Consider the following 23263-nt stretch of genomic DNA (forward strand, 5'->3'; position numbering starts at 1 on the left):
ATATGACTGTTAGAATGCCGGGAAATATAACTTTTACCATCAGGAAACGTTATGAAACCCACCACCATTTCACTGCTGCAGAAATGCAAGCAAGAGAAAAAACGCTTCGCGACAATTACCGCCTACGACTACAGCTTCGCTAAGTTATTTGCCGACGAAGGTATCAATGTGATGCTGGTTGGCGACTCGCTGGGCATGACGATTCAGGGGCATGACTCCACTCTGCCTGTCACCGTGGAAGATATCGCTTACCACACTCGTGCCGTGCGACGTGGCGCGCCTAACTGTCTATTGCTCTCCGACCTGCCGTTTATGGCTTACGCCACCCCGGAACAGGCATGTGAAAACGCGGCTATCGTGATGCGTGCGGGGGCCAATATGGTCAAAATTGAAGGCGGCGCCTGGCTGGTTGATACGGTGAAAATGCTCACCGAACGCGCCGTGCCGGTTTGTGGTCATCTGGGGCTAACGCCACAGTCGGTGAATATCTTCGGCGGCTATAAAATTCAGGGCCGCGGCGACGCCGGACAAGTGCTGCTGGATGACGCGCTGGCTTTAGAAGCCGCTGGCGCTCAACTGCTGGTGCTGGAGTGCGTGCCGGTTGAGCTGGCGAAGCGCGTCACGGAAGCGCTCTCGATTCCGGTGATCGGCATCGGCGCGGGCAACGTCACCGACGGTCAGATCCTGGTGATGCACGATGCGTTTGGCATCACCGGCGGCCATATTCCCAAATTCGCGAAAAATTTCCTTGCCGAGGCGGGCGACATGCGCGCCGCCGTACGGCAGTATATGGCTGAAGTGGAGTCCGGCGTTTATCCGGGCGAAGAACACAGCTTTCACTAATTTTTCTGACCGTGCCGGATGGCGACGCGACGCGTCTTATCCGGCCTACCGATCCTCAACGGATGTAGGCCTGATAAGCGCAGCGCCATCGGGCAGGATCATCAAGCAACTCAAGGAGTTTTGTTGTGCTAATCATTGAAACCCTGCCGCTGCTGCGCCAGCATATTCGTCGTCTGCGTCAGGAAGGTAAACGCGTCGCACTGGTTCCCACCATGGGCAACCTGCACGACGGCCATATGAAGCTGGTCGATGAGGCAAAAGCCCGGGCTGATGTGGTGATCGTCAGCATTTTCGTCAATCCGATGCAGTTTGACCGGCCGGACGATCTGGTGCGTTATCCGCGCACGCTGCAGGAAGATTGTGAAAAGCTGAACAAACGCAAAGTCGATTATGTCTTTGCGCCAGCCGTTGAGGAAATCTACCCGCAGGGGCTGGAAGGCCAGACGTACGTTGATGTTCCCGGCCTCTCTACCATGCTGGAAGGCGCCAGCCGTCCGGGCCACTTCCGCGGCGTCTCGACTATCGTCAGCAAGCTGTTCAACCTGATCCAGCCGGATATCGCCTGCTTTGGCGAGAAGGATTTCCAGCAACTGGCGCTGATCCGCAAAATGGTGGCGGATATGAGTTATGACATTGAGATCGTCGGCGTGCCGATTATTCGCGCCAAAGACGGTCTGGCGCTCAGCTCACGTAACAGTTATCTGACCGCAGAGCAGCGCAAAATTGCGCCGGGTCTACACAACGTGATGAATAGCATCGCTGAAAAACTGATTGCGGGTAATCGTGAGCTGCAAGAGATTATTGCCATTGCCGAACAGGAACTGAATGAAAAAGGCTTCCGTGCCGACGACATTCAAATCCGTGATGCCGACACGCTGCAGGAGCTGACGGAAACCAGCAAACGCGCAGTGATTCTGGCCGCCGCCTGGCTGGGTCAGGCGCGTCTGATCGATAATCAAAGCGTTACATTAGCCCAGTAGACAGGGGTTAAAAATCGGGCAATACTGCCTGAGAATTTCCAAAGCAGGCCACAAGCGCCTGCTTAGCCAAGGTAAACGACAGGGTAAAGAAGTTATGATTCGCACCATGCTGCAAGGCAAGCTCCACCGCGTAAAAGTCACGCAGGCGGACCTGCACTACGAAGGTTCCTGTGCCATTGACCAGGATTTCCTTGATGCCTCCGGTATTCTGGAGAACGAAGCGATTGATATCTGGAACGTGACCAATGGGAAACGTTTCTCAACCTATGCGATTGCGGCTGAACGCGGCTCCAGAATCATCTCGGTGAACGGTGCGGCGGCGCACTGCGCTGAAGTTGGCGACATTGTGATTATCGCCAGCTTCGTCACCATGTCTGATGAAGAAGCGCGTACATGGCGTCCGAAAGTGGCCTATTTTGAAGGCGACAACGAAATGAAGCGCACCGCGAAAGCTATTCCGGTACAGGTTGCCTGATAGTCCTTATCCCTGCGGCTGGTTGCTGATCAGCCGCGACATGGTTTCCAGCGAATCCGTGCGCAGAATATACAGCCTTTTGAGCAGCATCGGATTATCCCCCGGCTTCACCTTCCCTCTCACCGTAGTGACCGCCAGATGGAAACCGGCGTCTTTTGCTGCTTTGATCGCGGTCGCGTTATAACCGCCAAAGGGATAAGAAAGATAAAATACGTGCGGAGTAAACTGTGCGAGCGCCCGCCGCGAGCGTTCAAAATCAAACAGAATATTATGGTAGCTGCGACTATATAAAATCGGGCGACGGTGCCCGTCTACCCGGTGTAAAAAATGGGTATGCGACTGAAAATCAAAAACATCGCTTATCTTGCGCAATTCGGACACGCTCATAAATTGCAGCGACCTGGGATTCCATGTTTGCGGATGGCGCTTAATACGCGATGAGATAATAAATGCCGTCGCTTTCATAGCGTACTGCTTTAATACCGGATACGCATAGCGACTCACCGATTTAAGGCCATCGTCAAAGGTGATAACCACCGCGCGCGCCGGGAAATTCGCGCGGTTATGGATGTAATCCTCCAGTTGGTACATCGTCAACGTGGCATAGCCGCGATCGCGAAGCCAGGTCATTTGGTTGCTGAATGCCCGAACCGAAGTCGTGGTGGACGTATGGCGAAAACGGGTATTCTCTTCATCACGTAAGATGTGATGATAGGTCAAAATCGGAATGCCGTTGTCTTCCTGCGCATCCATGGCGCTGACATAAGCCAGCCTGTCGCCAATACGGATCTGATACCAGGTTTGGTGTAGCCGGCCTTGCAGCTTGCTAATAATGGGGTAACGCAAATTATCCACCAATACGCCAAACGGGGCGCTACTGATGTCCGGCGCGTTATACACCGGCGTGTCCTTCCAGGTCACCAGATTCTGATTGCTGAGCGGCTTGTTAAGATCGCCCAGGCCATCTTCCACTTTTTGTTTTCCCTGCACGGATTCCAGATGGCCTTTATCGATAAAGCCCACACCGAAGCCGAATTTAAAGGCATAATAATCAGCCGCAACAGGCGTTACGGAAAGAATTTGTCCGGCGCGGATATTCCCTACGGTCACCATTTTGTCGCCAATCTGCGACCAGATGGCGGCATCTTTCGTCGTTTGCATATAACGAGCGGGCAAGGCAGCCAACACATTACCGGCGAAAAAGAACAGCAAGATAAGAACAACGCGCATAACCATATATCATAACCAAGACGAAAAAACGCCGTCATTGTAGCAAAAGCGTCGTCAATGGTATTGATCAAAACTCATACGAATCATGCAGCAATACAAAAGGCGGATTTTTCTGCTGCTGATGCCAGAGACTGGTGACATCCGGCGCGCCAAGCGCGACAATCTGGTCGCGAAATGCTGAACTGCTCATTGACTCTCGCCATGGAATCATTTCTTCCATCAATGAATAGCTGACACCTGAAATAACTTCACATTGAGAATGTTTATGGCTCATCAGCGACGCGACACGATAAGGCGCCGCGCCGGAAATGTCGGTTAAAAATATCACGCCTTCACCGGAGTCGGTGGCATGGAGGGCGTCACACATCATGCGGCTGAGCATATTTACGCTTAGCCCACGCCAGAAATTGACCGCCCGACACTGCGCCAACGGCCCATACTTCTTTTCAAGACCTTCGAGCATTTCCTGCGCCCGATCGTCATGACAGGAAATGACCCATCCCAGCATAACTTCTCCTCCATTGAGCTCCAATCCTGCATGATGTCAGCATGTTTTTTTGGCCGACAACACACTATGACTACGATCATTTTTTATTCAAAAAATTTTGCATTATTTTTAAAATTGTTAGCAGCCTTCATAGAATCTGGCCCATTAAAGGGTAATCACGGCGATTCAATTAAACAAACACTCACCAAAATAATTGATTAAATATATATTATAGATATTTCATATTTATGTATTCTGAATTTTTCTTCGCGCCGCAAAAATCATCGGACATTATATTTACTCATTCGGCAATAAAAAGAACAATAACTTCCCACACTATAGATATTGTTACTATGTCAATATTTATAATATCTTAAAGGATCAAAGATCATGAAACTCACCTTAAAAACACTCACTGTGGCACTGGCTGCCATCACCCTCTCCCCCGCCGCGCTGGCAGACACCGCCAAAGACGGCACCGTACATATCACCGGCCTCATTAAGCAAAACGCCTGTACGGTAACAACGGATTCAGTAGAGGTGACATTACAGGACGAATTTGCCTCTCTTTTTACTGCCGCAGGGCAGACGGCAGGGGATAAAGGCTTCACCATCGATCTCGAAAACTGCGACGCAAACATCTACAGCAGTGTACAGGCGCGCTTTGAAGGCACACTCGACGGAACCGATGCGACCATCCTGAAAAATGACGCTGATGCTGAGAATATTGGCGTGCAAATTCTTGATAACGCTGACACCACTATGACCTTTAACGATCTTCAGGCATGGTCTGCCCCAGTCAACCTCCCTACAGCAGAGGGGGTGACGGAACTCTCAATGCCTTTCACCGCCCGCTATATCTCCACCGCGGTTCCCGTTAAGTCGGGAACGGTCGATGCAACCGCAACATTCTATCTGCAATATAACTGATCCTGGTGGCCAGCGTCGGCTGGCCCCTTTGTTTATTGAGGTCATCAATGAATTCATTGGCTAAAGCAGGGTTGCTTTGTTGCCTGTTGTGCGGTTCGCTGGCGCATGCCGCAGGGATAAACATCGGCACAACGCGGGTTATTTTTCACGGCGATGCCAAAGATGCGTCCATATCGATAAGCAATAGCGACAACGTTCCCTATTTAATTCAGTCCTGGGCGCAATCGATCAGCGAAACAGGGGCGAGCGGCGATGCGCCGTTTATGGTCACCCCGCCGCTTTTTCGCCTTAATGGCGGGCAAAAGAACGTACTGCGAATTATCCGTACCGGCGGCAATTTGCCGGAAGATCGCGAGTCGCTGTACTGGCTGGATATTAAATCGATTCCCAGCAGCAATCCGGACAATAAACACAACACGCTCATGCTGGCCGTTAAAGCGGAATTTAAGCTGATTTACCGGCCAAAAGCGTTAACCCAAAAACCAGAAGAAGTTGCCGATCGGTTAACGTGGTCGCGTCAGGGTCGCACGCTCACCGTGAAGAACCCCACGCCCTATTATATGAACTTCGCCACCCTTTCCGTTGGCAGTCAAAAAGTGAAAGCCCCGCGCTATGTGGCGCCTTTCGGCAACGCGCAGTACACGCTGCCTGCCGCCGCCAGCGGCCCGATTGTCTGGTCTATCATCAACGATTTTGGCGGTACTGGCCCCGAACATAAACAAACGCCTTGAGAAGAGTGACAGGGATGAGAGTGCCGATGCGCAAAAGGCAACACCGGGTATTTTATTTATCGCGCTGCGCTGTGTGTATCGCGCTGGGCAGCACGTTTACACACGTTGCATGGGCGCGCGACTATTTCAATCCGGCATTTATTGAAAACCATGGGCAGGCGAGTCGCACAAGCGTCGATCTGTCGACATTTGATAACGACAAAAGCCAGCTGCCTGGCACCTATTACGTCACTATCAATATCAACAAAACAGAAATCGGCGCGCGAAACGTTGATTTTCAACTCACGACGCTCAGTGACGGTCAACAGGCATTACAGGGCTGTTTACGGCTTCAGGAACTAAAAGATAACGGCGTCAAAACCGGCCTTTTTCCAACCCTGGAGAGTGAAAAAGGCTGCGTCGATCTCAACGTTATCCCCGGCGCCAGCCAGCAGTTTGATTTTCAGCGACAGGCATTATCAGTAAGCATCCCGCAACTCTACATCGCCAACAACGCGCGCGGCTACGTGCCGCCGGAAAAGTGGCAGGAGGGGATTACCGCGCTGATGCTGAACTACAGCTTCAGCGGCTATAAAGAGTACGGTTCCAGCGAGGATTCCGACGATGCGGAATCGAAGTATCTCGCTCTCCAGCCGGGTTTTAACCTCGGGCCGTGGCGTTTTCGCAACTACAGTAACTGGAGCTCAAATAACGGCGAGAGCGGTAGCTGGAACAGCGTTTATAACTATTTACAGCGCGACATTATCGCGCTGAAAAGCCAGTTCACCGCCGGAGACAGCAATACGCCATCCGACGTGTTCGACAGCGTACCTTTTCGCGGCCTCCAGCTCACCTCTGACGATCAAATGCAGCCCAACAGCCAGCGTGGTTACGCCCCGACGATTCGCGGCATCGCCCGCTCAAACGCGCAGGTTATCGTGCGGCAAAACGGCTATATCGCCTATCAGACCGCCGTTTCGCCGGGCGAATTTGAAATCAACGATATGTTTCCCACCGGCAGCAACGGCGACTATGACGTAACGGTAAAAGAAGCCGACGGCAGCGAACAGCATTTTATCGTGCCCTACTCTTCGCTGCCGATTCTGCAGCGCACCGGACGGGCAAAATACAGCGTGACCGTGGGTAAATACCGCGATTATAACAACCACACGCTGGACGACTTCGGCCAGGCGACCCTGCTGTACGGCCTGCCATGGGGCATCACCCTGTACGGCGGCAGCCAGATTGCTGGCGATAAATACCAGTCCGTCGCCTTCGGCGTCGGGCAAAATATGCAGATGCTGGGGGCCATTTCCCTGGACGGCATCTGGTCGCACGCCAAATTTGACGATGGCCGCAAAGAAATCGGGCAATCCTGGCGCGTCCGCTACAGCAAGGGCGTCGTCAGTACGGGCACCACGTTTTCGCTGGCCGGCTATCGTTACGCCAGCGAAAACTACAATTCGCTGAGCGAGGTGATCAACCCGGACGACGATTTTTATGATAACTACGGCAAGCGCCATAATCGTTTCGAAGCCTCGGTCAACCAGCAAATTAGCGATACGCTCGGTTCCTTAACGCTAAGTTGGGTAAAAGAAGATTACTGGCACAGCGCGCAGCAGATGGAATCCCTGAGCGCCAGCTACAACAATAGCTGGGGTCCGGTGAGCTATACGCTGAGCTACAGCTATAACAAAAACACCTACCAGTACCGTTCGGACAATGACGATGATGATAACGACGACGATCGTTATAACCAGAACGATCGGCTGTTCACGCTGTCGCTGCATGTTCCGTTTACGGTGTTCGATTCCAGGCTATACGCCAGCTATATGCTGAACACGCGTAAGCACGATGCCACGGTGAACAGCACCACCCTTAGCGGCACCGCGCTGCGTGACAGAAACCTGAACTGGTCGTTACAGCAGAGCCACAGTACACAAGACGGTGATTCCGGCGGGGTAAACGCCAGCTACAAAGGCACTTATGCCAACCTCAACGCCGGTTACAATCAGTCGCCAGATAGCCAACAGGTCAGCTACGGCATCAGCGGCGGCATTCTGGCGCACGAAAACGGTATTACCCTGAGCCAGCCGATTACCGGCGCGGCGATTTTAATTAAAGCGCCCGGCGCCAGCGGCGTTTCGGTTGAAAACCAGACCGGCGTCGCCACCGACTTCCGGGGTTATACGGTGATCCCCAACGTCACGCCGTATTATCGCTACGATATCTCGCTCGACAGCAGCACGTTTGCCGACAACGTGGATATTCCGCTCAACAACCAGACCGTCTACCCGACGCGTAATGCGGTGGTGCGCGCGGCGTATGACACGCATAAGGGCTATCGCGTGCTGTTAACGCTGACGCGCAGCAATGGCGAGCCCGTGCCCTTTGGCGCGACGGCAAGCGTCGATGGGCAGGATGCGAACCTGGCCAGTATCGTCGGCGATAAAGGCCAGGTCTTCCTCAGCGGCCTGCCGGAAGAGGGCCTGCTGCTGGTGAACTGGGGAAGCGCCTCTTGCAGCGCGGATTACCACCTGGATATCAGCAAAAATATGAACGGCATCGTGATGGCGAACGCCGTCTGCCAGTGAGGAACACAATGAAGAATTTATGGATACTGCTGGCGCTGTCGCTATTTTCAGGCCATGCGCTGGCAGAAGGAACGATGGGCAACGGAAGCGGCTGGTGTCAACCCACCAACGGCACGCATACTTTTCCTTTTAGTTTTAATCAAACCATTACCGATACGGATGGGAACCAGACGGGAACCATCGTTGAAGAGCACTGGTCAGCTGGCGGAGAATATTCGGCTAAATGCGACTGCGATAACAGTGATTATCGCGGGTACAACTATTTCACCGCGACCACCGGCGATCTGACGCAGAAAGGCACGCACAGCGAGACGCGATACTACGGACATATGGATTACTATGTCCTCGTGGCAGGCAAACTGGAAATTGGCACCGAAGCGTATGTAGCCGGGAAGTTGAACCAGAATATTCCTGTCCCGTTTTCCTCAATCAGCAATGAAGATAGTTCCGCAGGCGGCTGTGGCGATGCAGAAATGAAATCAATGACGGCGGGCAATAAAGGCACGGTAAGAATTTATATTACTCATCCTTTGGTCGGCGAAATCTCGATCCCGCAAACAACGATCATGAATCTCTATTTATCAAAAACGCCGGGCAGCAGCGGAGATAATATTTCCCCCGCCGTTCCCCCTGTCGCGCACGTCACCCTGTCCGGAACTATTACCGTGCCGCAGTCCTGTTCCATCAACGCCGGGCAGGTTATCGAGGTCAGGCTGCCGGATATTGAGGGCAAAGATATTCGTAATCTCGGCGACAGTCCGCAGAACTCGCACGTCACCACTCAGGTAAACTTTACCTGTAGCAACGTGGCGGACGGCACCAACCTGTCAATGTCATTGAACGGAGAAACCGATCCGCACAACCCGGAATACCTGAAAACCGACAATGAGAATTTAGGAATACGGATTTCCGATAAATACGATAAGACCATCGTTCCCGGCGGCAGCGCCGAATTGCCGATTGAAGATTACACAGACGGTAAAGGCAGCACCGAGTTCACCGCCGCGCCGGTCAATACCACCGGACATGTTCCCCACACCGGAGAATACCAGGCTACCGCCACGCTGGAGATTCAGATTCGCTGAGAGAAGCGTTGGGGTTCAGCAAGCCTCCCCCCACCTACAGACCCGTAACCCATTGATATTACGGAGCCGTAGATGGGGTGAAGCAAAGCGCAACCCAACGCCCCTGTCAACGCTTAACTGCGCAACCCGCGCCCACGCTGGATCAGCGACCAGCACAGCAGGTAGAAAGCGGCGATAAAGATCACCAGTACGCCAAACGTCGTCACCAGCGGTACATCATGGATACCCAGGAAGCCGTAGCGGAAGCCGCTGATCATGTAGACGATCGGGTTCAGGTGCGACAGCCCTTGCCAGAACGGCGGCAACAGCGTCAGCGAGTAAAATACCCCGCCGAGGTAGGTCAGCGGCGTCAGCACGAAGGTGGGAATCAGGCTGATATCGTCAAAGGTTTTCGCAAACACGGCGTTCAGCAGTCCGGCCAGCGAGAACAGAATCGCGGTCAGAATCAGCGTTAGCGCGACAAATACCCAGGAATGCACCTGGAAAGGCACGAAAAAGAGCGAAATCGCCGTCACCAGAATCCCCACGCACAGCCCGCGCGCCACGCCGCCGCCGACAAATCCGGCGATGATCACATGCGTTGGTACCGGCGCGACCAGCAGTTCCTCAATATTGCGCTGAAACTTGGCGCTAAAAAATGACGACGCGACATTCGCGTAGGAGTTAGTAATGACCGCCATCATAATCAGGCCCGGCACAATAAATTGCATATAGCTAAAACCATGCATTTCGCCGATGCGCGAACCAATCAGGTTGCCGAAAATAATAAAATAGAGCGTCATGGTGATGACGGGCGGCACCAGCGTTTGCACCCAGATCCGCATAAAGCGGTGGATCTCTTTCGCCCAGATGCTTTTAAGGGCAACCCAGTAAAGCTGCATCATGCGCGATCTCCTTGTTTTTCATGCACCAGCGACACAAACAGTTCTTCCAGACGGTTGGCTTTATTACGCATACTTAATACCTGTACCCCCTGCTCGCTCAGTTGGCTAAAGACGCTGTTAACCCCCTGCTCGCGTAACACTTCCACCTCCAGAGTCGAGGTATCCACCAGACGATATTGATAACCCGTAAGCTTAGGTAGCGGGCTTTTTGGCGCTAAATCCAGAATAAACGTCTCCGATTTCAGCTTTGAAAGCAGATTTTTCATGGAGGTATTTTCCACCAGCTCGCCGTGCTGAATAATACCGATATTACGGCACAGCATTTCCGCCTCTTCCAGATAGTGGGTGGTGAGAATAATGGTGGTGCCTTTGGCGTTTAAGTCTTTCAGGAATCCCCACATCGAGCGACGCAATTCGATATCGACACCCGCCGTCGGCTCGTCGAGAATCAATAGTTTAGGCTCATGCATCAATGCGCGGGCGATCATCAGGCGGCGTTTCATCCCACCGGACAGCATCCGCGCGCGTTCACTACGTTTTTCCCACAGATCGAGCTGTTTTAAATACTTTTCGCTACGTAAAACCGCCTCTTTATGTTCCACGCCGTAGTAACCGGCCTGATTCACTACGATCTGCTGCACCGTTTCAAACGGGTTAAAGTTAAACTCCTGTGGCACCAATCCTAGCTGTCGCTTGGCGTTAACCACGTCTTTTTCCAGGTCGTAACCAAAAACGTTAACGCGCCCGGACGTTTTATTAACCAATGAGCTGATAATACCGATGGTGGTCGATTTCCCTGCTCCATTTGGCCCCAGAAGCGCGTAAAAATCCCCCGCTTCGACCTGCAAATCTATGCCGCGCAGCGCCTGAACGCCGCCGGGATAGGTTTTTTTAAGTTGTTGAAGTTCCAGCGCAATGGTCATAAATTCTCACTTACTTTACGTTCTTACACTTTATATATGGTTTAAATAACTACGGAGTTGCCCTATATTAGCCCAACGCACTTATTTGGTTACAGGTCGTTAACTTCCATGAAAGACATAGATACACTCATCAGCAACAATGCACTATGGTCAAAAATGCTGGTGGAAGAGGACCCCGGATTTTTTGAGAAACTGGCGCAAGCGCAAAAACCGCGCTTTCTATGGATTGGATGTTCCGACAGCCGCGTTCCCGCAGAGCGTTTAACCGGGCTTGAACCGGGCGAATTGTTTGTTCACCGTAATGTGGCTAACCTGGTTATTCACACCGATCTGAACTGTCTCTCCGTGGTTCAGTATGCGGTTGATGTTCTGGAAGTTGAGCATATTATCATTTGCGGCCACTCCGGTTGCGGCGGTATCAAGGCTGCGGTAGAAAACCCTGAGCTGGGCTTGATTAATAACTGGCTGCTGCATATCCGCGACATCTGGCTTAAACATAGCTCGCTGTTGGGAAAAATGCCCGAAGAGCAACGTCTGGACGCGCTCTATGAATTGAACGTCATGGAGCAGGTCTATAACCTGGGGCATTCCACCATTATGCAGTCAGCGTGGAAACGCGGTCAGAATGTGACCATTCACGGCTGGGCGTACAGTATCAATGATGGCCTGCTGCGCGATCTTGACGTCACCGCCACCAACAAAAAAACGCTGGAGAACGGCTATCATAAGGGTATCTCCGCCCTAAGTCTGAAATACATTCCCCACCAATAAGCCATTAGCTATAGGCCGGATAAGTCGCTTTAGCGACGCCATCCGGCATTTCTGCGCTTACTCGTCCAGCAGCACCACTTTACCAACATACGGTAGATGGCGATAACGCTGGGCGTAGTCGATACCGTAACCGACTACAAATTCGTCCGGAATCGAAAAGCCAACGAACTCAACCGGCACGTCCACTTCGCGGCGAGACGGTTTATCCAGCAGCGTACAAATCGCCAGCGATTTCGGCTCGCGCAGGCCCAGGATTTCACGGACCTTCGACAGCGTATTACCGGAATCAATAATGTCTTCGACAATCAGCACGTCTTTACCGCGAATATCCTCATCCAGATCTTTGAGGATTTTCACGTCGCGGGTGGTGGACATGCCGCTACCATAGCTGGAGGCGGTCATAAAATCGACTTCATGAGGAACCTGAACTTCACGGCACAGGTCCGCCATAAACATAAATGAGCCACGCAACAGACCTACCAGCACCATTTCACTGCCGCTGTCTTTATAACGTTCGGTAATCTGACGACCCAGCTCGGCAATACGTGCTTTGATCTCCGCTTCGGGGATCATGACTTCAACAGTATGTTTCATATTTATAACCATATGATTTAAAAACAAATCACTCAATGCCGGTGACTAATAACGCCGCATTGACGCGCAAGGCACGCAGTATAACAGCAAACGTATTCATTCGCGGCATTTGATAAGAAAGCTCATTTTGTGATGACGATCACACATGTTAATTCCTATACTTAATTGCTACTAAAAAATTAACAATTTGGGATGGTGTCTTTTTATGGCAGAAAATAACGCACGATCGCCACGATTACTCGTGACGCTGACGGCCCTCTTTGCAGCACTTTGTGGGCTGTATCTTCTTATCGGAGGTGTCTGGCTGGTTGCTATTGGCGGTTCCTGGTACTACCCCATCGCGGGCCTCGTGATGCTGGTTGTGGCCGGATTGCTATGGCGCAGTAAACGTGCCGCGCTGTGGCTGTATGCCGCCCTGCTGCTGGCGACAATGATTTGGGGCGTGTGGGAAGTCGGGTTCGACTTCTGGGCGCTCACGCCGCGTAGCGATATCCTGGTGTTTTTCGGCATCTGGCTAATATTGCCGTTTGTCTGGCATCGGCTGGTGGTTCCTTCCAGCGGCGCAGTAGCGGCACTGGTCGTGGCGCTGCTGATTAGCGGCGGCATTCTGACCTGGGCTGGCTTCAACGACCCGCAGGAGATCAACGGTACGCTTCGCGCCGACGCCACGCCCGCCGCAACAAGCTCGTCGATCGCCGACGAAGACTGGCCGGCCTATGGACGTAATCAGGAAGGCCAACGCTATTCGCCGCTGAAACAGATCACTGCGGATAACGTTCACCAACTGAAAGAAGCGTGGGTCTTCCGCACCGGCGATCTGAAACAACCCAACGATCCGGGCGAAATCACCAACGAAGTGACCCCGATTAAAGTCGGCGATACGCTTTATCTGTGTACAGCTCACCAGCGACTGTTCGCGCTGGACGCCGCCAGCGGTAAAGAGAAGTGGCATTTTGATCCTCAGTTGAAGACCGATTCGTCTTTCCAGCATGTGACCTGCCGCGGCGTCTCTTATCATGAGGCCAAAGCGGATACCGCCTCGCCGGAGGTCATCGCCGACTGTCCGCGCCGCATTATCCTTCCGGTCAATGACGGTCGCCTTTTCGCGGTGAATGCCGAAACCGGCAAGCTGTGTGAAACCTTCGCCAATAAAGGCATCCTGAATCTGCAAACCAATATGCCGGACACCACGCCGGGACTGTATGAACCGACGTCGCCGCCGATTATCACCGATAAAACAATTGTCATTGCCGGTTCGGTCACGGATAACTTCTCTACCCGCGAAACGTCCGGCGTTATCCGTGGTTTTGATGTTAATAGCGGTAAACTCATGTGGGCCTTCGATCCTGGGGCGAAAGATCCGAACGCGATTCCAGCCGATGAGCACGCTTTTACCTTTAACTCGCCGAACTCCTGGGCGCCTGCCGCCTATGATGCGAAACTGGATCTGGTCTATCTGCCGATGGGCGTGACCACGCCGGATATCTGGGGCGGTAACCGCACGCCGGAGCAGGAACGTTATGCCAGCTCCATTCTGGCGCTGAATGCCACCACCGGGAAACTGGCCTGGAGTTATCAGACCGTCCATCACGATCTGTGGGATATGGACCTGCCGGCACAGCCGACGCTGGCAGATATTACCGTTGACGGTACTACCGTTCCGGTTATCTATGCGCCAGCGAAAACCGGTAATATCTTTGTGCTGGACAGACGTAATGGCGAGTTGGTTGTGCCCGCCCCGGAAAAACCGGTCCCGCAGGGCGCGGCAAAAGGCGATTACGTCGCCAAAACTCAGCCGTTCTCTGATTTAACCTTCCGCCCGAAAAAAGATCTCTCCGGCGCGGATATGTGGGGCGCGACCATGTTCGACCAACTGGTGTGCCGCGTTATGTTCCACCAGTTGCGCTATGAAGGTATCTTCACCCCGCCGTCCGAGCAGGGGACATTGGTATTCCCTGGCAACCTGGGGATGTTTGAATGGGGCGGTATTTCCGTCGATCCAGACCGTCAGGTCGCTATCGCTAACCCGATGGCGCTGCCGTTTGTCTCGAAGCTGATCCCACGCGGCCCGGGTAATCCGATGGAGCCGCCGAAAGACGCGAAAGGTACCGGTACAGAAGCAGGTATTCAGCCACAGTACGGCGTACCGTTCGGCGTCACGCTGAATCCGTTCCTTTCGCCGTTTGGCCTGCCGTGTAAACAACCGGCCTGGGGCTATATTTCCGCGTTGGATCTGAAGACCAATGAAATCGTGTGGAAGAAACGTATAGGGACGCCGCGCGACAGTATGCCGTTCCCGATGCCGGTTCCGGTGCCGTTCAACATGGGGATGCCCATGCTGGGCGGGCCAATCTCAACCGCCGGTAATGTGCTGTTCATTGCCGCGACCGCCGACAACTACCTGCGTGCTTATAACATGAGCAACGGGGAAAAACTGTGGCAGGGACGTTTACCCGCCGGAGGCCAGGCAACGCCGATGACCTATGAGGTAAACGGTAAGCAGTACGTGGTCGTTTCTGCCGGAGGCCACGGTTCGTTTGGTACGAAGATGGGCGACTATATCGTGGCCTATGCTTTGCCTGACGACGCGAAATAACCATTAATGCCCGGCGTATGCCGGGCATTGTGCCGGGTGGCGGCTTCGCCTTACCCGGCCTGCGTCACAGACATCGGTCAGACCGTAAATCCTAACATCATTCCCGTATCTTCATGTTCTAACAGATGACAGTGCGCCATATAGGCATGTTCCTTCGGCGCGTCGTGATCGAACTTGACCAGCACTTCGCTGATACCGCCCTCAACGCGTACCGTATCCTTCCAGCCCGTTCTGTGCGCCGCTGGCGCTTTGCCGTTCTCTGACAGAATACGGAACTGCGTGCCGTGAATATGGAAAGGATGCAGCATCATGTCGCCCACGCCGGAAATGACCCAACGTTCATGTCGGCCTTTTTGCGCCGCGAACATCGGTTTGTTCATATCGAAGACCTGGCCGTTGATAAAGTTAGCGTTATGGAAATCGAATTTTCCGCCGTGATTCATATTGCCCATCGCGCCATGATTCATCCCGCTGTGATCCATGTTGCCATGATCCATCTCGCCATGCCCCATATTGCCGCCCTGCATATGCGCGTTCATGTTGTCATGATCCATGCCGCTCATCGCCTGAGCGCCATATTTCTTCATCAGCATTTGCATCCCCATCATATCAAGACGCGGGTCCATCGACAGTTTCAGGTTGCGCACCGTCAGCCCTTCCAGCGACGGCAACGCCGGCATCGTCGTCAACGTATCCGGCAGCGTACCGGAGGCGGTAATCCGCAGCGGCTGGATACGCATCACCGGATGCGGTTTATCAAACGGAGCGATCGCCATTCCCATCTGGCTGACCGGCAGCGTCACCAGATCAAAGGCTTTCCCGTCGCTGATATCCACCAGCACTTCAAAACGCTCGCCCATTAATAACGGCAGTTCGGTGACTTTCACCGGCTCCGCCAGCAGGCCGCCGTCGCTGGCGATCACATAAAGCGGGCGATTATCACTGGCGGCGATATTCAGCGAACGCGCATTACAGCCATTTAGCAAGCGCAGACGTAGCCAGCCTTTCGGCGCGGAATGCTGCGGATAGATAGCGCCATTGGTCAGCAGCGTATCGCCAAACCAGCCGACGGCGGCGGTCATAATATCCAGTTGATAATCAATCTGGCCATCGGCGGAGAAGCGTTTGTCCTGAATAATCACCGGCACATCGTCGATGCCCCACTGTTTCGGCAGGCGCAATTTGCGAATCTCGTCATCTTCAATCAGCACCAGTCCGGCAAGGCCCATCGCCACCTGGCGCCCGGTTTTGCCGTGTTTGTGCGGATGAATCCAGCAGGTCGCGGCGCGTTGCTGCGGCGTAAACGTCACCGTGCGGGTTCCGCCTGCGGGAATAATCCCCTGCGGACCGCCGTCGACGATGCCCGGAATCTCCAGACCATGCCAGTGAAGCGTCGTGTCTTCGGCCAGTTGGTTATGGATATCAACGGTCACGCTTTTTCCTTTGTGAAGCTGTACCGCTGGCCCCAGCAAATTACCGTTGTAGCCCCAGGTTGTCGCGTTCTTACCGGCGAATGTCGACTGTCCGGCTTTAACAATTAACTGCATACGGTTGCTCGCATCTGCCGTTAACAGGTCAGGAATAGGCAACGCGGGACGTTCGGCGGCAAAAGCGGCGCGGCTCCACAGCGGCAGCGCTGATGCAACCCCCAGCGCCACTGAATATTTTAAGAAATCACGGCGTAACATAATCATTTCCTTATAATGAACAGGCGGGTGTCTAAGCTTAGACCCTGCCCTAACGGGAAGGTCAAGCCAGCAACACGTCTTTACCATTCCTGACAGCAATACAATAAGAATGAAAACGCCGCGACTAATCCTGATAATAAAAGTCGTCGCTACGTTCTCAGTATGCTAACGTTGACTTTCCCTGATGCCGTGGTAGAAGCAATGAAGACGTTTTTCAGACCCGTGTTGTTTGGCAGCCTGATGGCCTTATGCGCAAATAGCTATGCGCTTACTGAATCCGAAGCTGAAGATATGGCCGATTTAACGGCGGTTTTCGTTTTTCTGAAAAATGACTGTGGTTACCAAAATTTACCCAACAGTCAGATTCGCCGTGCGCTGGTCTTTTTTGCCCAGCAAAATCAGTGGGACCTGAGTAACTACGACACCTTCGATATGAAATCGTTGGGCGAAGACAGCTACCGCGATCTTAGCGGCATCGGTATTCCGGTCGCTAAAAAATGCAAAGCTCTGGCCCGCGATTCTCTGAGCCTGTTAGCCTACGTTAAATAATCCTCCGCGATCCTATTGCTGAAATAATGACCGTGCATCCACGGTCATTGTTAGCTATGATGTTGCGCCCTTTTTTTACGGGTGTTAACAATGGAGGTATCAGCCAATGGCCGAAAATACGATGTGGCATGAAACGCTACACGACCAGTTTGGTCAGTACTTTGCCGTAGACAACGTTCTGTATCATGAAAAAACCGATCACCAGGATTTAATCATCTTTGAAAACGCCGCTTTTGGCCGCGTGATGGCGCTGGACGGAGTGGTGCAGACCACCGAACGCGACGAGTTTATTTATCATGAAATGATGACCCACGTCCCGCTGCTGGCGCACGGTCATGCGAAACACGTTCTGATTATCGGCGGCGGCGACGGCGCAATGCTACGTGAAGTTACCCGGCATAAAAATGTCGAAACCATCACCATGGTAGAGATAGACGCTGGCGTAGTCTCGTTTTGCCGCCAGTATTTACCCAACCACAATGCCGGCAGCTACGACGATCCGCGCTTTACGCTGGTGATTGACGACGGCGTGAATTTCGTCAATCAGACCCATCAGACCTTTGATGTGATCATTTCCGACTGTACCGATCCGATAGGCCCCGGCGAAAGCCTGTTTACCTCCGCCTTTTATGAAGGCTGTAAGCGTTGCCTGAATCCGGGCGGCATTTTTGTCGCCCAGAACGGCGTGTGCTTCCTGCAACAGGATGAAGCGCTCGACAGCCACCGCAAGCTGAGTCATTACTTCAGCGATGTCGGCTTCTACCAGGCGGCGATTCCGACCTATTACGGCGGCATTATGACCTTCGCCTGGGCGACGGACAACGACGCTCTTCGTCACCTGTCGAGCGAAATTATTCAGGCGCGTTTTCATGCCGCCGGCCTCAAATGTCGCTATTACAACCCGGCTATTCATGCCGCTGCATTTGCGCTACCGCAATATCTACATGACGCACTGTCCGCACAGTGACGTTAAGGGGGTGATAAAAATTGAAAAAGCTGAAACTGCATGGCTTTAACAATCTGACGAAAAGCCTGAGTTTTTGTATTTACGATATCTGCTACGCCAAAACCGCAGAAGAGCGCGATGGCTATATCGCCTATATCGATGAACTCTATAACGCCAACCGACTGACCGAGATCCTGTCAGAGACATGCTCCATTATCGGCGCGAACATCCTGAACATCGCCCGTCAGGATTATGAACCCCAGGGCGCCAGCGTCACGATTCTGGTGAGCGAAGAGCCGATCGACCCGAAACTTATCGATCAAACCGAACATCCCGGCCCGCTGCCGGAAACCGTAGTGGCGCACCTCGATAAGAGCCATATCTGCGTGCATACCTATCCGGAAAGCCATCCGGAAGGCGGGCTATGCACCTTTCGCGCCGACATCGAAGTGTCAACCTGCGGGGTGATTTCACCGCTAAAAGCGCTCAATTACCTGATCCACCAGCTAGAGTCCGATATTGTCACCATCGATTACCGCGTACGCGGCTTTACCCGCGACGTCAACGGTATGAAGCACTTTATCGATCATGAGATTAATTCTATTCAGAATTTTATGTCGGAAGATATGAAGTCGCTGTATGACATGGTGGACGTAAATGTGTATCAGGAAAATATTTTCCATACCAAGATGCTGCTTAAAGAGTTCGATCTTAAGCACTACATGTTTCACACCAAACCGGAAGATCTCACTGAAACCGAACGCCAGGAGATCACCGCCGCGCTGTGGAAAGAGATGCGCGAGATTTACTACGGCCGCAATATTTCGGCGGTCTGATTCACCACTGACAGCGCCTGACGGCGCTGTCACTCCGGCTGCACCAGCGTTAGCGCAAAAGCGCGCCCTTTCAGTTCAACCTGCGCTGACGGCGGCAGATTGACGTCGGTAATCACATCATTAAAGCGCTCAAGCGGCACCACATTAAAGAGCGAATGCGCGCCATACTTACTGCTGTCCGCCAGCAACACTTTGCGCTGCGCATTAGCAATAATCTCCTGTTTAAGCCCGGCCTTATCTTCCGTTGGGGTCGTCACGCCCGTTTTTACCCCCCATGAATTACAGCTCATAAACGCGATGTTCGGATAAACGCTGCGCAACAGCTTACGCCCATGCTCACCGATACAGGACTGACTGCTGTCATCGATACGACCGCCGACAATCGTCACTTCAATTTGCCGGAACTCAGCTAAAAACAGCGCAATATGCAGATCGACGGTGATGACCCGCAGCGGAAGATGGGTTAAGCATTTCGCCAGCTCCATCATTGTCGTACCGGCATCCAGCACGACGGCATCGCCAGCATTCACCAGCGATGCGGCAACGCGTGCGATGGCCCGTTTTTCAGCGGGCGATCGCAGTTGTTTTTCATTGGTGGTGGGCTGGGCGGGTTCAAAACGCCGCAGCGCCACGCCGCCATGACTACGGCTGATCACGCCCTGCTCATCCAGCTTGATCAAATCGCGACGGATAGTGGCTGGCGATGCGTCAACCGCCTCAACCAGCTGTTCTACCGTAACCAGCGTATGGTTTTTCAGATACGCCACAATGAGATCCAGACGGTGTTGTCCTTTCATAACAGGGAATTATGCCAGTTGCATTGCCAGTTTGATCGATACGGCCATGCTCTCAGATTTTGCTTTTCCCGTCCAGGCGATATCAAATGCGGTGCCATGATCGGCAGAGGTCCGAATAAACGGCAGCCCCGCGGTGATATTCACGCCATCATAAAAGCCAAGCAATTTCAACGGAATATGCCCCTGGTCATGATACATCGCCACCACCATATCATACTGCCCCTCATAAGCCTGGAGAAATACAGTATCCGGCGGGCACGGCCCATAAACGTCCATACCTTTTGCGCGGGCATCGGTAATGGCTGGCGTCAGGATACGCGTCTCTTCATCGCCAAACAGGCCATTCTCGCCCGCATGAGGATTCACGCCTGCCACGGCGATACGCGGTTTAACGTAACCCACACGCTTGAGGAAAGTATCAGCAATGCCAATCACCGTTTCGACACGCGTGGTACTTAACGTATCAAGGAATTTACGCAGCGCGATATGCGTTGAAACGTGAATCACTTTTAGTTTATCGGTGTAAAGTACCATCGCGTAATCGCGGCTATGGGTCAGGGTCGCGAGCAGCTCGGTATGGCCCGGATAGTTGTGCCCCGCCAGGTGCAGCGCCTCTTTATTCAGCGGCGCGGTAGCGATAGCCTGTACGTCGCCCCGTAACGCTAACTCGGTGGCGCGCTTCACGCAGCGATACGCTAAATCCCCCGCCTGCGCCTGAACTTTCCCGGCCTCCAGCGCCTCCGGCTGCGCCAGCGGCTCATCAATCACATGAATGATGCCGGGCGCAAAACGCGCTTCGGCGACCCGTTCAATGGCCCGTAGCTCAATGTTCGGCGTGATGCCCTTCGCCTGTAAACGTTTCAACGTTGCGAGGCATCCAATAACCACCAGCGGCGCGCCGTTGAGACCGTCTTCGCTTAGCGCTTTAACAATAATTTCCGGCCCAATGCCCGCTGGATCGCCCATGGTAATGGCAACGGTTTTAGTCTCCACAATACATCTCCTCAATATAATAAAGCGCGTCACACAACGTACTGTCTGAACCGAATCCGCCCGCTTTGGTAATGACCGGCAGATCGTCAATTTCGCTGTTTACAAACGTTCCACAGGGAATACAGGGCGCCACCTCGCTCTGAATGCGATAACCTTCAGCGCCAAGCGCGCCGGCGACGGCGGTAGCGATATCGCCGCCGGTCAGAAACAACCCGCCAATCCGCGCCTGCTCGATAATGTTTAACGTGACGACGCCAAGCCGCTGGCTCAGTCGCTCGCCCAATTGCTGACGGCTCATCGCGGATTTTTCGCACAGCGCGTCGATTAACTGTCGATCTTCTGCGCGACGGCTGGTGCGTAAAATCGTATGTCGATGCTGACTTAACAGCGCGCAGGCCTGCTCTACGACAGACGCGATTTCCTGTTCCGCGCTATCCGACACCATGCGCGCGGCATCAATATCCACGACCTCCGCACGTCCCCGGCACAGCGCATTATCCACCTGACGTCGCGTGGCTTCGCTCATCGAACCGGCCACCACCAGCACCGGCAGCCGCTGCCGGTCTTGCATAAAAAGTTCAACCGGCAACGCATTCGCCAGACCCGCTGCGCCGACGAGCAGCGGCATCGACGGTTGTTCGCACGCCGCTTGCGCAATCAACGTCAGATCCCGCTCTTCCACCGCATCCACGACGATAATCCCTTCGCCCTCAGCCGCATAAGCCGTAAGTAAGGCGCTTAACCCACCGCGTCGGACATCCTGCAAAAAGACTTCATACACAGGGATCTCACTTTGCAACGCCACTATCTCGGCAATGCGGGAAGAGACAATGGGCGTTTTCGGATCGCTGGCAAATTCTGTTTCCAGTAGCGGGACGCCATTAACCAGACATTTTCCTTCAAGCGTCGTGCGTCCGGCCGCAGGGATCGCGGCGGCGATAACGGCCAGTTTTCGCTGACTGGCGCGCATGGCCGCCGTCACTTCGGCGCCGATATTGCCGCGAAATGTGGAGTCGATTTTTTTGTACACCAGCGGCGCTGGCGATGTCTCACACCACGGGGAAAGCGCGGCATAAACGGCAGATGCCGCCTGATCTGCGGGCATCGCCCGGCTTTCGGTGTTAATGACTAACACATCGGCGCGGCGGGACGGTTTTTGCGACGCGCTCAACATGACTTCCGTTCTCGCCCCCTTCTTCGCCAACTGGACGCCGGTATCATTCGATCCGGTAAAATCATCGGCGATAACTATCATTTTCATGCGTTTTTCTCCAAAGAAGCCTGACGCGCCTGTTTTTTCGCAACCCAGGAGGTCAACACTGGCGTCAGGATTGCCGTGGTGATCACCGAGGCGGCAATCAGCGGAGCGGCAGCAGCGGCCACCTCGGCGAGCGAAGGGTCGGCCTGCGCAATAGCCAGCGGCGTCGCAACGGCATTACCCGCGGTACTGGAGGCCGCCGCCCCGGCAATGCCAGTTCCGCCAACCAGACGATCTGCGCGAATATTAAAGAAACCGCCAACGAACGTTGTCAGCACGCCGAGCAGAATTCCGGCAAGTCCGCCTTGCAGTAACATTTCCAGATTGATGCCCGCCCCCAGCGCAAAAGCAAAGAAAGGAATGAGCAGCGGGCCGCCTTTGGTCAAAAAATCGCGCATATGAGGATCAAGATTGCCGAGGATCATGCCGACAACCAGCGGAACCAGCACCGCCACCAGCGCCATAATGGGAATGTTCGCCATCCCTGCCGCGCCCAGCGCAATCATCGTAAAGAAAGGGCCATCATTAAGAGACAAAATAGAGATAGCGCCGACGTCGCGCTCATTGCCGAATTCGCCTACCAGCGCAGCATAAAGTCCGCCATTCGAATTGCTCATCGCCGCGATAATCGCCACGCCGCTCAGGCCAAAAATACCCTCCGCGCCGAAAAGATGCTCCACGCCCAGGCCAATGCCGATGGCGACAAGCAACTTAGTGAGCGTAATCGTCCCGCCCTGCAATAACGCCTGGGGCGCGGCTTTCACACTGATACCGGCTCCCATACACAGCAGAAAAGCGCCAATCAGCGGCGCCGCGCCGTTTTTAAATAAGGCGGTGGTAAAACCGCCGATCTCAAGCGCCTGCGGGGCGAAGGTGTTAATGACTGCGCCAATAACGAGCGGTACGACCATCATGCCGCCGGGTACGCGCTCTATTGCTTTTTTGATGTTCATGGTCTTACCGCCTGTTGCTTGTTGTGATTGAATAAAATCATAACGATTATATTCAATCAAATTAAGATCACAAACGCGTCAGATCACAGTTTTAAAATGATTAATAAAAATCAAAAAATCATTCTGCTATAAAAAAGCCGG

22 protein-coding genes are annotated in these 23263 nt (G+C 53.5%); 12 read left to right on the forward strand and 10 right to left on the reverse strand.

The window, feature by feature from the left end; genetic code table 11:
- The first annotated feature begins 51 nt into the window (after positions 1 to 51).
- The 3 genes from panB (at position 52) to panD (ending at position 2298) form a co-directional block, all read left to right on the forward strand.
- Complete coding sequence (gene panB, locus EOS98_RS18300; RefSeq protein WP_000805489.1) at positions 52 to 843, forward strand: 3-methyl-2-oxobutanoate hydroxymethyltransferase; 792 nt, start codon at positions 52 to 54, stop codon at positions 841 to 843.
- Between the two features lie 125 nt (positions 844 to 968).
- A complete protein-coding gene (panC, locus tag EOS98_RS18305; protein WP_000905350.1) occupies positions 969 to 1823 on the forward strand; it encodes a pantoate--beta-alanine ligase in 855 nt (284 codons plus the stop codon).
- A 94-nt stretch (positions 1824 to 1917) separates the two neighbouring features.
- Positions 1918 to 2298: an aspartate 1-decarboxylase gene (panD, locus tag EOS98_RS18310; RefSeq protein ID WP_000621526.1), complete on the forward strand. Its 381-nt coding sequence runs from the start codon at positions 1918 to 1920 to the stop codon at positions 2296 to 2298.
- 6 nt (positions 2299 to 2304) lie between these two features.
- On the opposite strand, the gene EOS98_RS18315 is transcribed toward panD, so the two are convergent.
- A complete protein-coding gene (locus EOS98_RS18315) occupies positions 2305 to 3534 on the reverse strand; it encodes a polysaccharide deacetylase family protein (protein ID WP_045341801.1) in 1230 nt (409 codons plus the stop codon).
- Positions 3535 to 3595: 61 nt separating this feature from the next.
- Entirely contained in the window at positions 3596 to 4036 is a 441-nt protein-coding gene (locus tag EOS98_RS18320) for a PTS sugar transporter subunit IIA (RefSeq protein WP_000901958.1), read from the reverse strand.
- Positions 4037 to 4405: 369 nt separating this feature from the next.
- Here EOS98_RS18320 and stiA point away from each other — a divergent pair, with 369 nt between their 5' ends.
- Genes stiA through EOS98_RS18340 form a run of 4 tightly spaced genes read left to right on the forward strand, consistent with a single transcriptional unit; the run spans position 4406 to position 9334 of the window.
- The gene (stiA, locus tag EOS98_RS18325; protein ID WP_126524272.1) at positions 4406 to 4945 is read left to right on the forward strand and encodes a Sti fimbria major subunit StiA; all 540 of its coding nucleotides are present in this window, start codon (positions 4406 to 4408) and stop codon (positions 4943 to 4945) included.
- Positions 4946 to 4992: 47 nt separating this feature from the next.
- The gene (gene stiB / locus EOS98_RS18330) at positions 4993 to 5676 is read left to right on the forward strand and encodes a fimbrial biogenesis chaperone StiB (protein WP_001086408.1); all 684 of its coding nucleotides are present in this window, start codon (positions 4993 to 4995) and stop codon (positions 5674 to 5676) included.
- 26 nt (positions 5677 to 5702) lie between these two features.
- Positions 5703 to 8249 carry a fimbrial outer membrane usher protein gene (locus tag EOS98_RS18335; RefSeq protein WP_126524273.1) on the forward strand — a complete coding sequence of 849 codons (2547 nt, stop codon included), beginning with the start codon at positions 5703 to 5705 and terminating at the stop codon, positions 8247 to 8249.
- Positions 8250 to 8257: 8 nt separating this feature from the next.
- A complete protein-coding gene (locus EOS98_RS18340; protein WP_126524274.1) occupies positions 8258 to 9334 on the forward strand; it encodes a fimbrial protein in 1077 nt (358 codons plus the stop codon).
- 113 nt (positions 9335 to 9447) lie between these two features.
- Here EOS98_RS18340 and EOS98_RS18345 read toward each other — a convergent pair whose 3' ends face one another.
- Together EOS98_RS18345 and EOS98_RS18350 are read right to left on the reverse strand one after the other, a co-directional pair.
- Positions 9448 to 10218 carry an ABC transporter permease gene (locus tag EOS98_RS18345; RefSeq protein ID WP_000983418.1) on the reverse strand — a complete coding sequence of 257 codons (771 nt, stop codon included), beginning with the start codon at positions 10216 to 10218 and terminating at the stop codon, positions 9448 to 9450.
- Positions 10215 to 11141, reverse strand: a complete 927-nt coding sequence (locus EOS98_RS18350) for an ABC transporter ATP-binding protein (protein ID WP_000150628.1) — start codon at positions 11139 to 11141, stop codon at positions 10215 to 10217. Before EOS98_RS18350 ends, EOS98_RS18345 begins: the two co-directional genes overlap by 4 nt.
- 108 nt (positions 11142 to 11249) lie before the next feature.
- Here EOS98_RS18350 and can point away from each other — a divergent pair, with 108 nt between their 5' ends.
- Positions 11250 to 11912: a carbonate dehydratase gene (gene can / locus EOS98_RS18355; RefSeq protein ID WP_000651590.1), complete on the forward strand. Its 663-nt coding sequence runs from the start codon at positions 11250 to 11252 to the stop codon at positions 11910 to 11912.
- A gap of 57 nt (positions 11913 to 11969) precedes the next feature.
- On the opposite strand, the gene hpt is transcribed toward can, so the two are convergent.
- The gene (gene hpt, locus EOS98_RS18360; protein WP_000683342.1) at positions 11970 to 12506 is read right to left on the reverse strand and encodes a hypoxanthine phosphoribosyltransferase; all 537 of its coding nucleotides are present in this window, start codon (positions 12504 to 12506) and stop codon (positions 11970 to 11972) included.
- Positions 12507 to 12711: 205 nt separating this feature from the next.
- On the opposite strand from hpt, the gene EOS98_RS18365 reads away from it, so the two are divergent.
- Entirely contained in the window at positions 12712 to 15102 is a 2391-nt protein-coding gene (locus EOS98_RS18365) for a glucose/quinate/shikimate family membrane-bound PQQ-dependent dehydrogenase (RefSeq protein WP_126524275.1), read from the forward strand.
- A 77-nt stretch (positions 15103 to 15179) separates the two neighbouring features.
- On the opposite strand, the gene cueO is transcribed toward EOS98_RS18365, so the two are convergent.
- Complete coding sequence (gene cueO, locus EOS98_RS18370) at positions 15180 to 16790, reverse strand: multicopper oxidase CueO (RefSeq protein ID WP_000946056.1); 1611 nt, start codon at positions 16788 to 16790, stop codon at positions 15180 to 15182.
- 201 nt (positions 16791 to 16991) lie between these two features.
- Between cueO and EOS98_RS18375 the strand changes: the two genes are divergently transcribed.
- The 3 genes from EOS98_RS18375 (at position 16992) to speD (ending at position 19121) form a co-directional block, all read left to right on the forward strand.
- Positions 16992 to 17339 carry a YacC family pilotin-like protein gene (locus EOS98_RS18375; protein ID WP_000846613.1) on the forward strand — a complete coding sequence of 116 codons (348 nt, stop codon included), beginning with the start codon at positions 16992 to 16994 and terminating at the stop codon, positions 17337 to 17339.
- Between the two features lie 106 nt (positions 17340 to 17445).
- Complete coding sequence (gene speE, locus EOS98_RS18380; RefSeq protein WP_000829968.1) at positions 17446 to 18306, forward strand: polyamine aminopropyltransferase; 861 nt, start codon at positions 17446 to 17448, stop codon at positions 18304 to 18306.
- Positions 18307 to 18326: 20 nt separating this feature from the next.
- Positions 18327 to 19121 (forward strand): adenosylmethionine decarboxylase, encoded by a 795-nt coding sequence (gene speD, locus EOS98_RS18385; protein WP_000734276.1) that lies wholly within the window; start codon positions 18327 to 18329, stop codon positions 19119 to 19121.
- A gap of 29 nt (positions 19122 to 19150) precedes the next feature.
- Here speD and EOS98_RS18390 read toward each other — a convergent pair whose 3' ends face one another.
- The 4 genes from EOS98_RS18390 to EOS98_RS18405 are packed head-to-tail and all read right to left on the reverse strand — an operon-like array spanning position 19151 to position 23122.
- A complete protein-coding gene (locus EOS98_RS18390; protein ID WP_000678254.1) occupies positions 19151 to 19918 on the reverse strand; it encodes a DeoR/GlpR family DNA-binding transcription regulator in 768 nt (255 codons plus the stop codon).
- Between the two features lie 9 nt (positions 19919 to 19927).
- Positions 19928 to 20911, reverse strand: coding sequence for a D-threonate 4-phosphate dehydrogenase (locus EOS98_RS18395; RefSeq protein ID WP_023206088.1), 984 nt, complete (start codon positions 20909 to 20911; stop codon positions 19928 to 19930).
- Positions 20901 to 22172: a D-threonate kinase gene (gene dtnK, locus EOS98_RS18400; RefSeq protein ID WP_000782192.1), complete on the reverse strand. Its 1272-nt coding sequence runs from the start codon at positions 22170 to 22172 to the stop codon at positions 20901 to 20903. The genes EOS98_RS18395 and dtnK overlap by 11 nt, the downstream gene beginning before the upstream one ends.
- The gene (locus EOS98_RS18405; RefSeq protein ID WP_001022089.1) at positions 22169 to 23122 is read right to left on the reverse strand and encodes a 2-keto-3-deoxygluconate permease 1; all 954 of its coding nucleotides are present in this window, start codon (positions 23120 to 23122) and stop codon (positions 22169 to 22171) included. The genes dtnK and EOS98_RS18405 overlap by 4 nt, the downstream gene beginning before the upstream one ends.
- Positions 23123 to 23263: the final 141 nt, after the last annotated feature.

Source organism: Salmonella sp. SSDFZ69, from assembly GCF_004010755.1.
Classification (GTDB): Bacteria; Pseudomonadota; Gammaproteobacteria; order Enterobacterales; family Enterobacteriaceae; genus Salmonella; species Salmonella enterica.

Coding starts and splice junctions, on each gene's coding strand:
- EOS98_RS18365 (WP_126524275.1), top strand. CDS start 12,712: ATGGCAGAAAATAACGCACGATCGCCACGATTACTCGTGACGCTGACG.
- EOS98_RS18320 (WP_000901958.1), bottom strand. CDS start 4,036: ATGCTGGGATGGGTCATTTCCTGTCATGACGATCGGGCGCAGGAAATG.
- cueO (WP_000946056.1), bottom strand. CDS start 16,790: ATGTTACGCCGTGATTTCTTAAAATATTCAGTGGCGCTGGGGGTTGCA.
- stiB (WP_001086408.1), top strand. CDS start 4,993: ATGAATTCATTGGCTAAAGCAGGGTTGCTTTGTTGCCTGTTGTGCGGT.
- EOS98_RS18335 (WP_126524273.1), top strand. CDS start 5,703: ATGCGCAAAAGGCAACACCGGGTATTTTATTTATCGCGCTGCGCTGTG.
- EOS98_RS18405 (WP_001022089.1), bottom strand. CDS start 23,122: ATGAACATCAAAAAAGCAATAGAGCGCGTACCCGGCGGCATGATGGTC.
- panD (WP_000621526.1), top strand. CDS start 1,918: ATGATTCGCACCATGCTGCAAGGCAAGCTCCACCGCGTAAAAGTCACG.
- EOS98_RS18315 (WP_045341801.1), bottom strand. CDS start 3,534: ATGGTTATGCGCGTTGTTCTTATCTTGCTGTTCTTTTTCGCCGGTAAT.
- stiA (WP_126524272.1), top strand. CDS start 4,406: ATGAAACTCACCTTAAAAACACTCACTGTGGCACTGGCTGCCATCACC.
- hpt (WP_000683342.1), bottom strand. CDS start 12,506: ATGAAACATACTGTTGAAGTCATGATCCCCGAAGCGGAGATCAAAGCA.
- EOS98_RS18350 (WP_000150628.1), bottom strand. CDS start 11,141: ATGACCATTGCGCTGGAACTTCAACAACTTAAAAAAACCTATCCCGGC.
- dtnK (WP_000782192.1), bottom strand. CDS start 22,172: ATGAAAATGATAGTTATCGCCGATGATTTTACCGGATCGAATGATACC.
- EOS98_RS18390 (WP_000678254.1), bottom strand. CDS start 19,918: ATGAAAGGACAACACCGTCTGGATCTCATTGTGGCGTATCTGAAAAAC.
- EOS98_RS18340 (WP_126524274.1), top strand. CDS start 8,258: ATGAAGAATTTATGGATACTGCTGGCGCTGTCGCTATTTTCAGGCCAT.
- EOS98_RS18375 (WP_000846613.1), top strand. CDS start 16,992: ATGAAGACGTTTTTCAGACCCGTGTTGTTTGGCAGCCTGATGGCCTTA.
- can (WP_000651590.1), top strand. CDS start 11,250: ATGAAAGACATAGATACACTCATCAGCAACAATGCACTATGGTCAAAA.
- panB (WP_000805489.1), top strand. CDS start 52: ATGAAACCCACCACCATTTCACTGCTGCAGAAATGCAAGCAAGAGAAA.
- EOS98_RS18345 (WP_000983418.1), bottom strand. CDS start 10,218: ATGATGCAGCTTTACTGGGTTGCCCTTAAAAGCATCTGGGCGAAAGAG.
- speE (WP_000829968.1), top strand. CDS start 17,446: ATGGCCGAAAATACGATGTGGCATGAAACGCTACACGACCAGTTTGGT.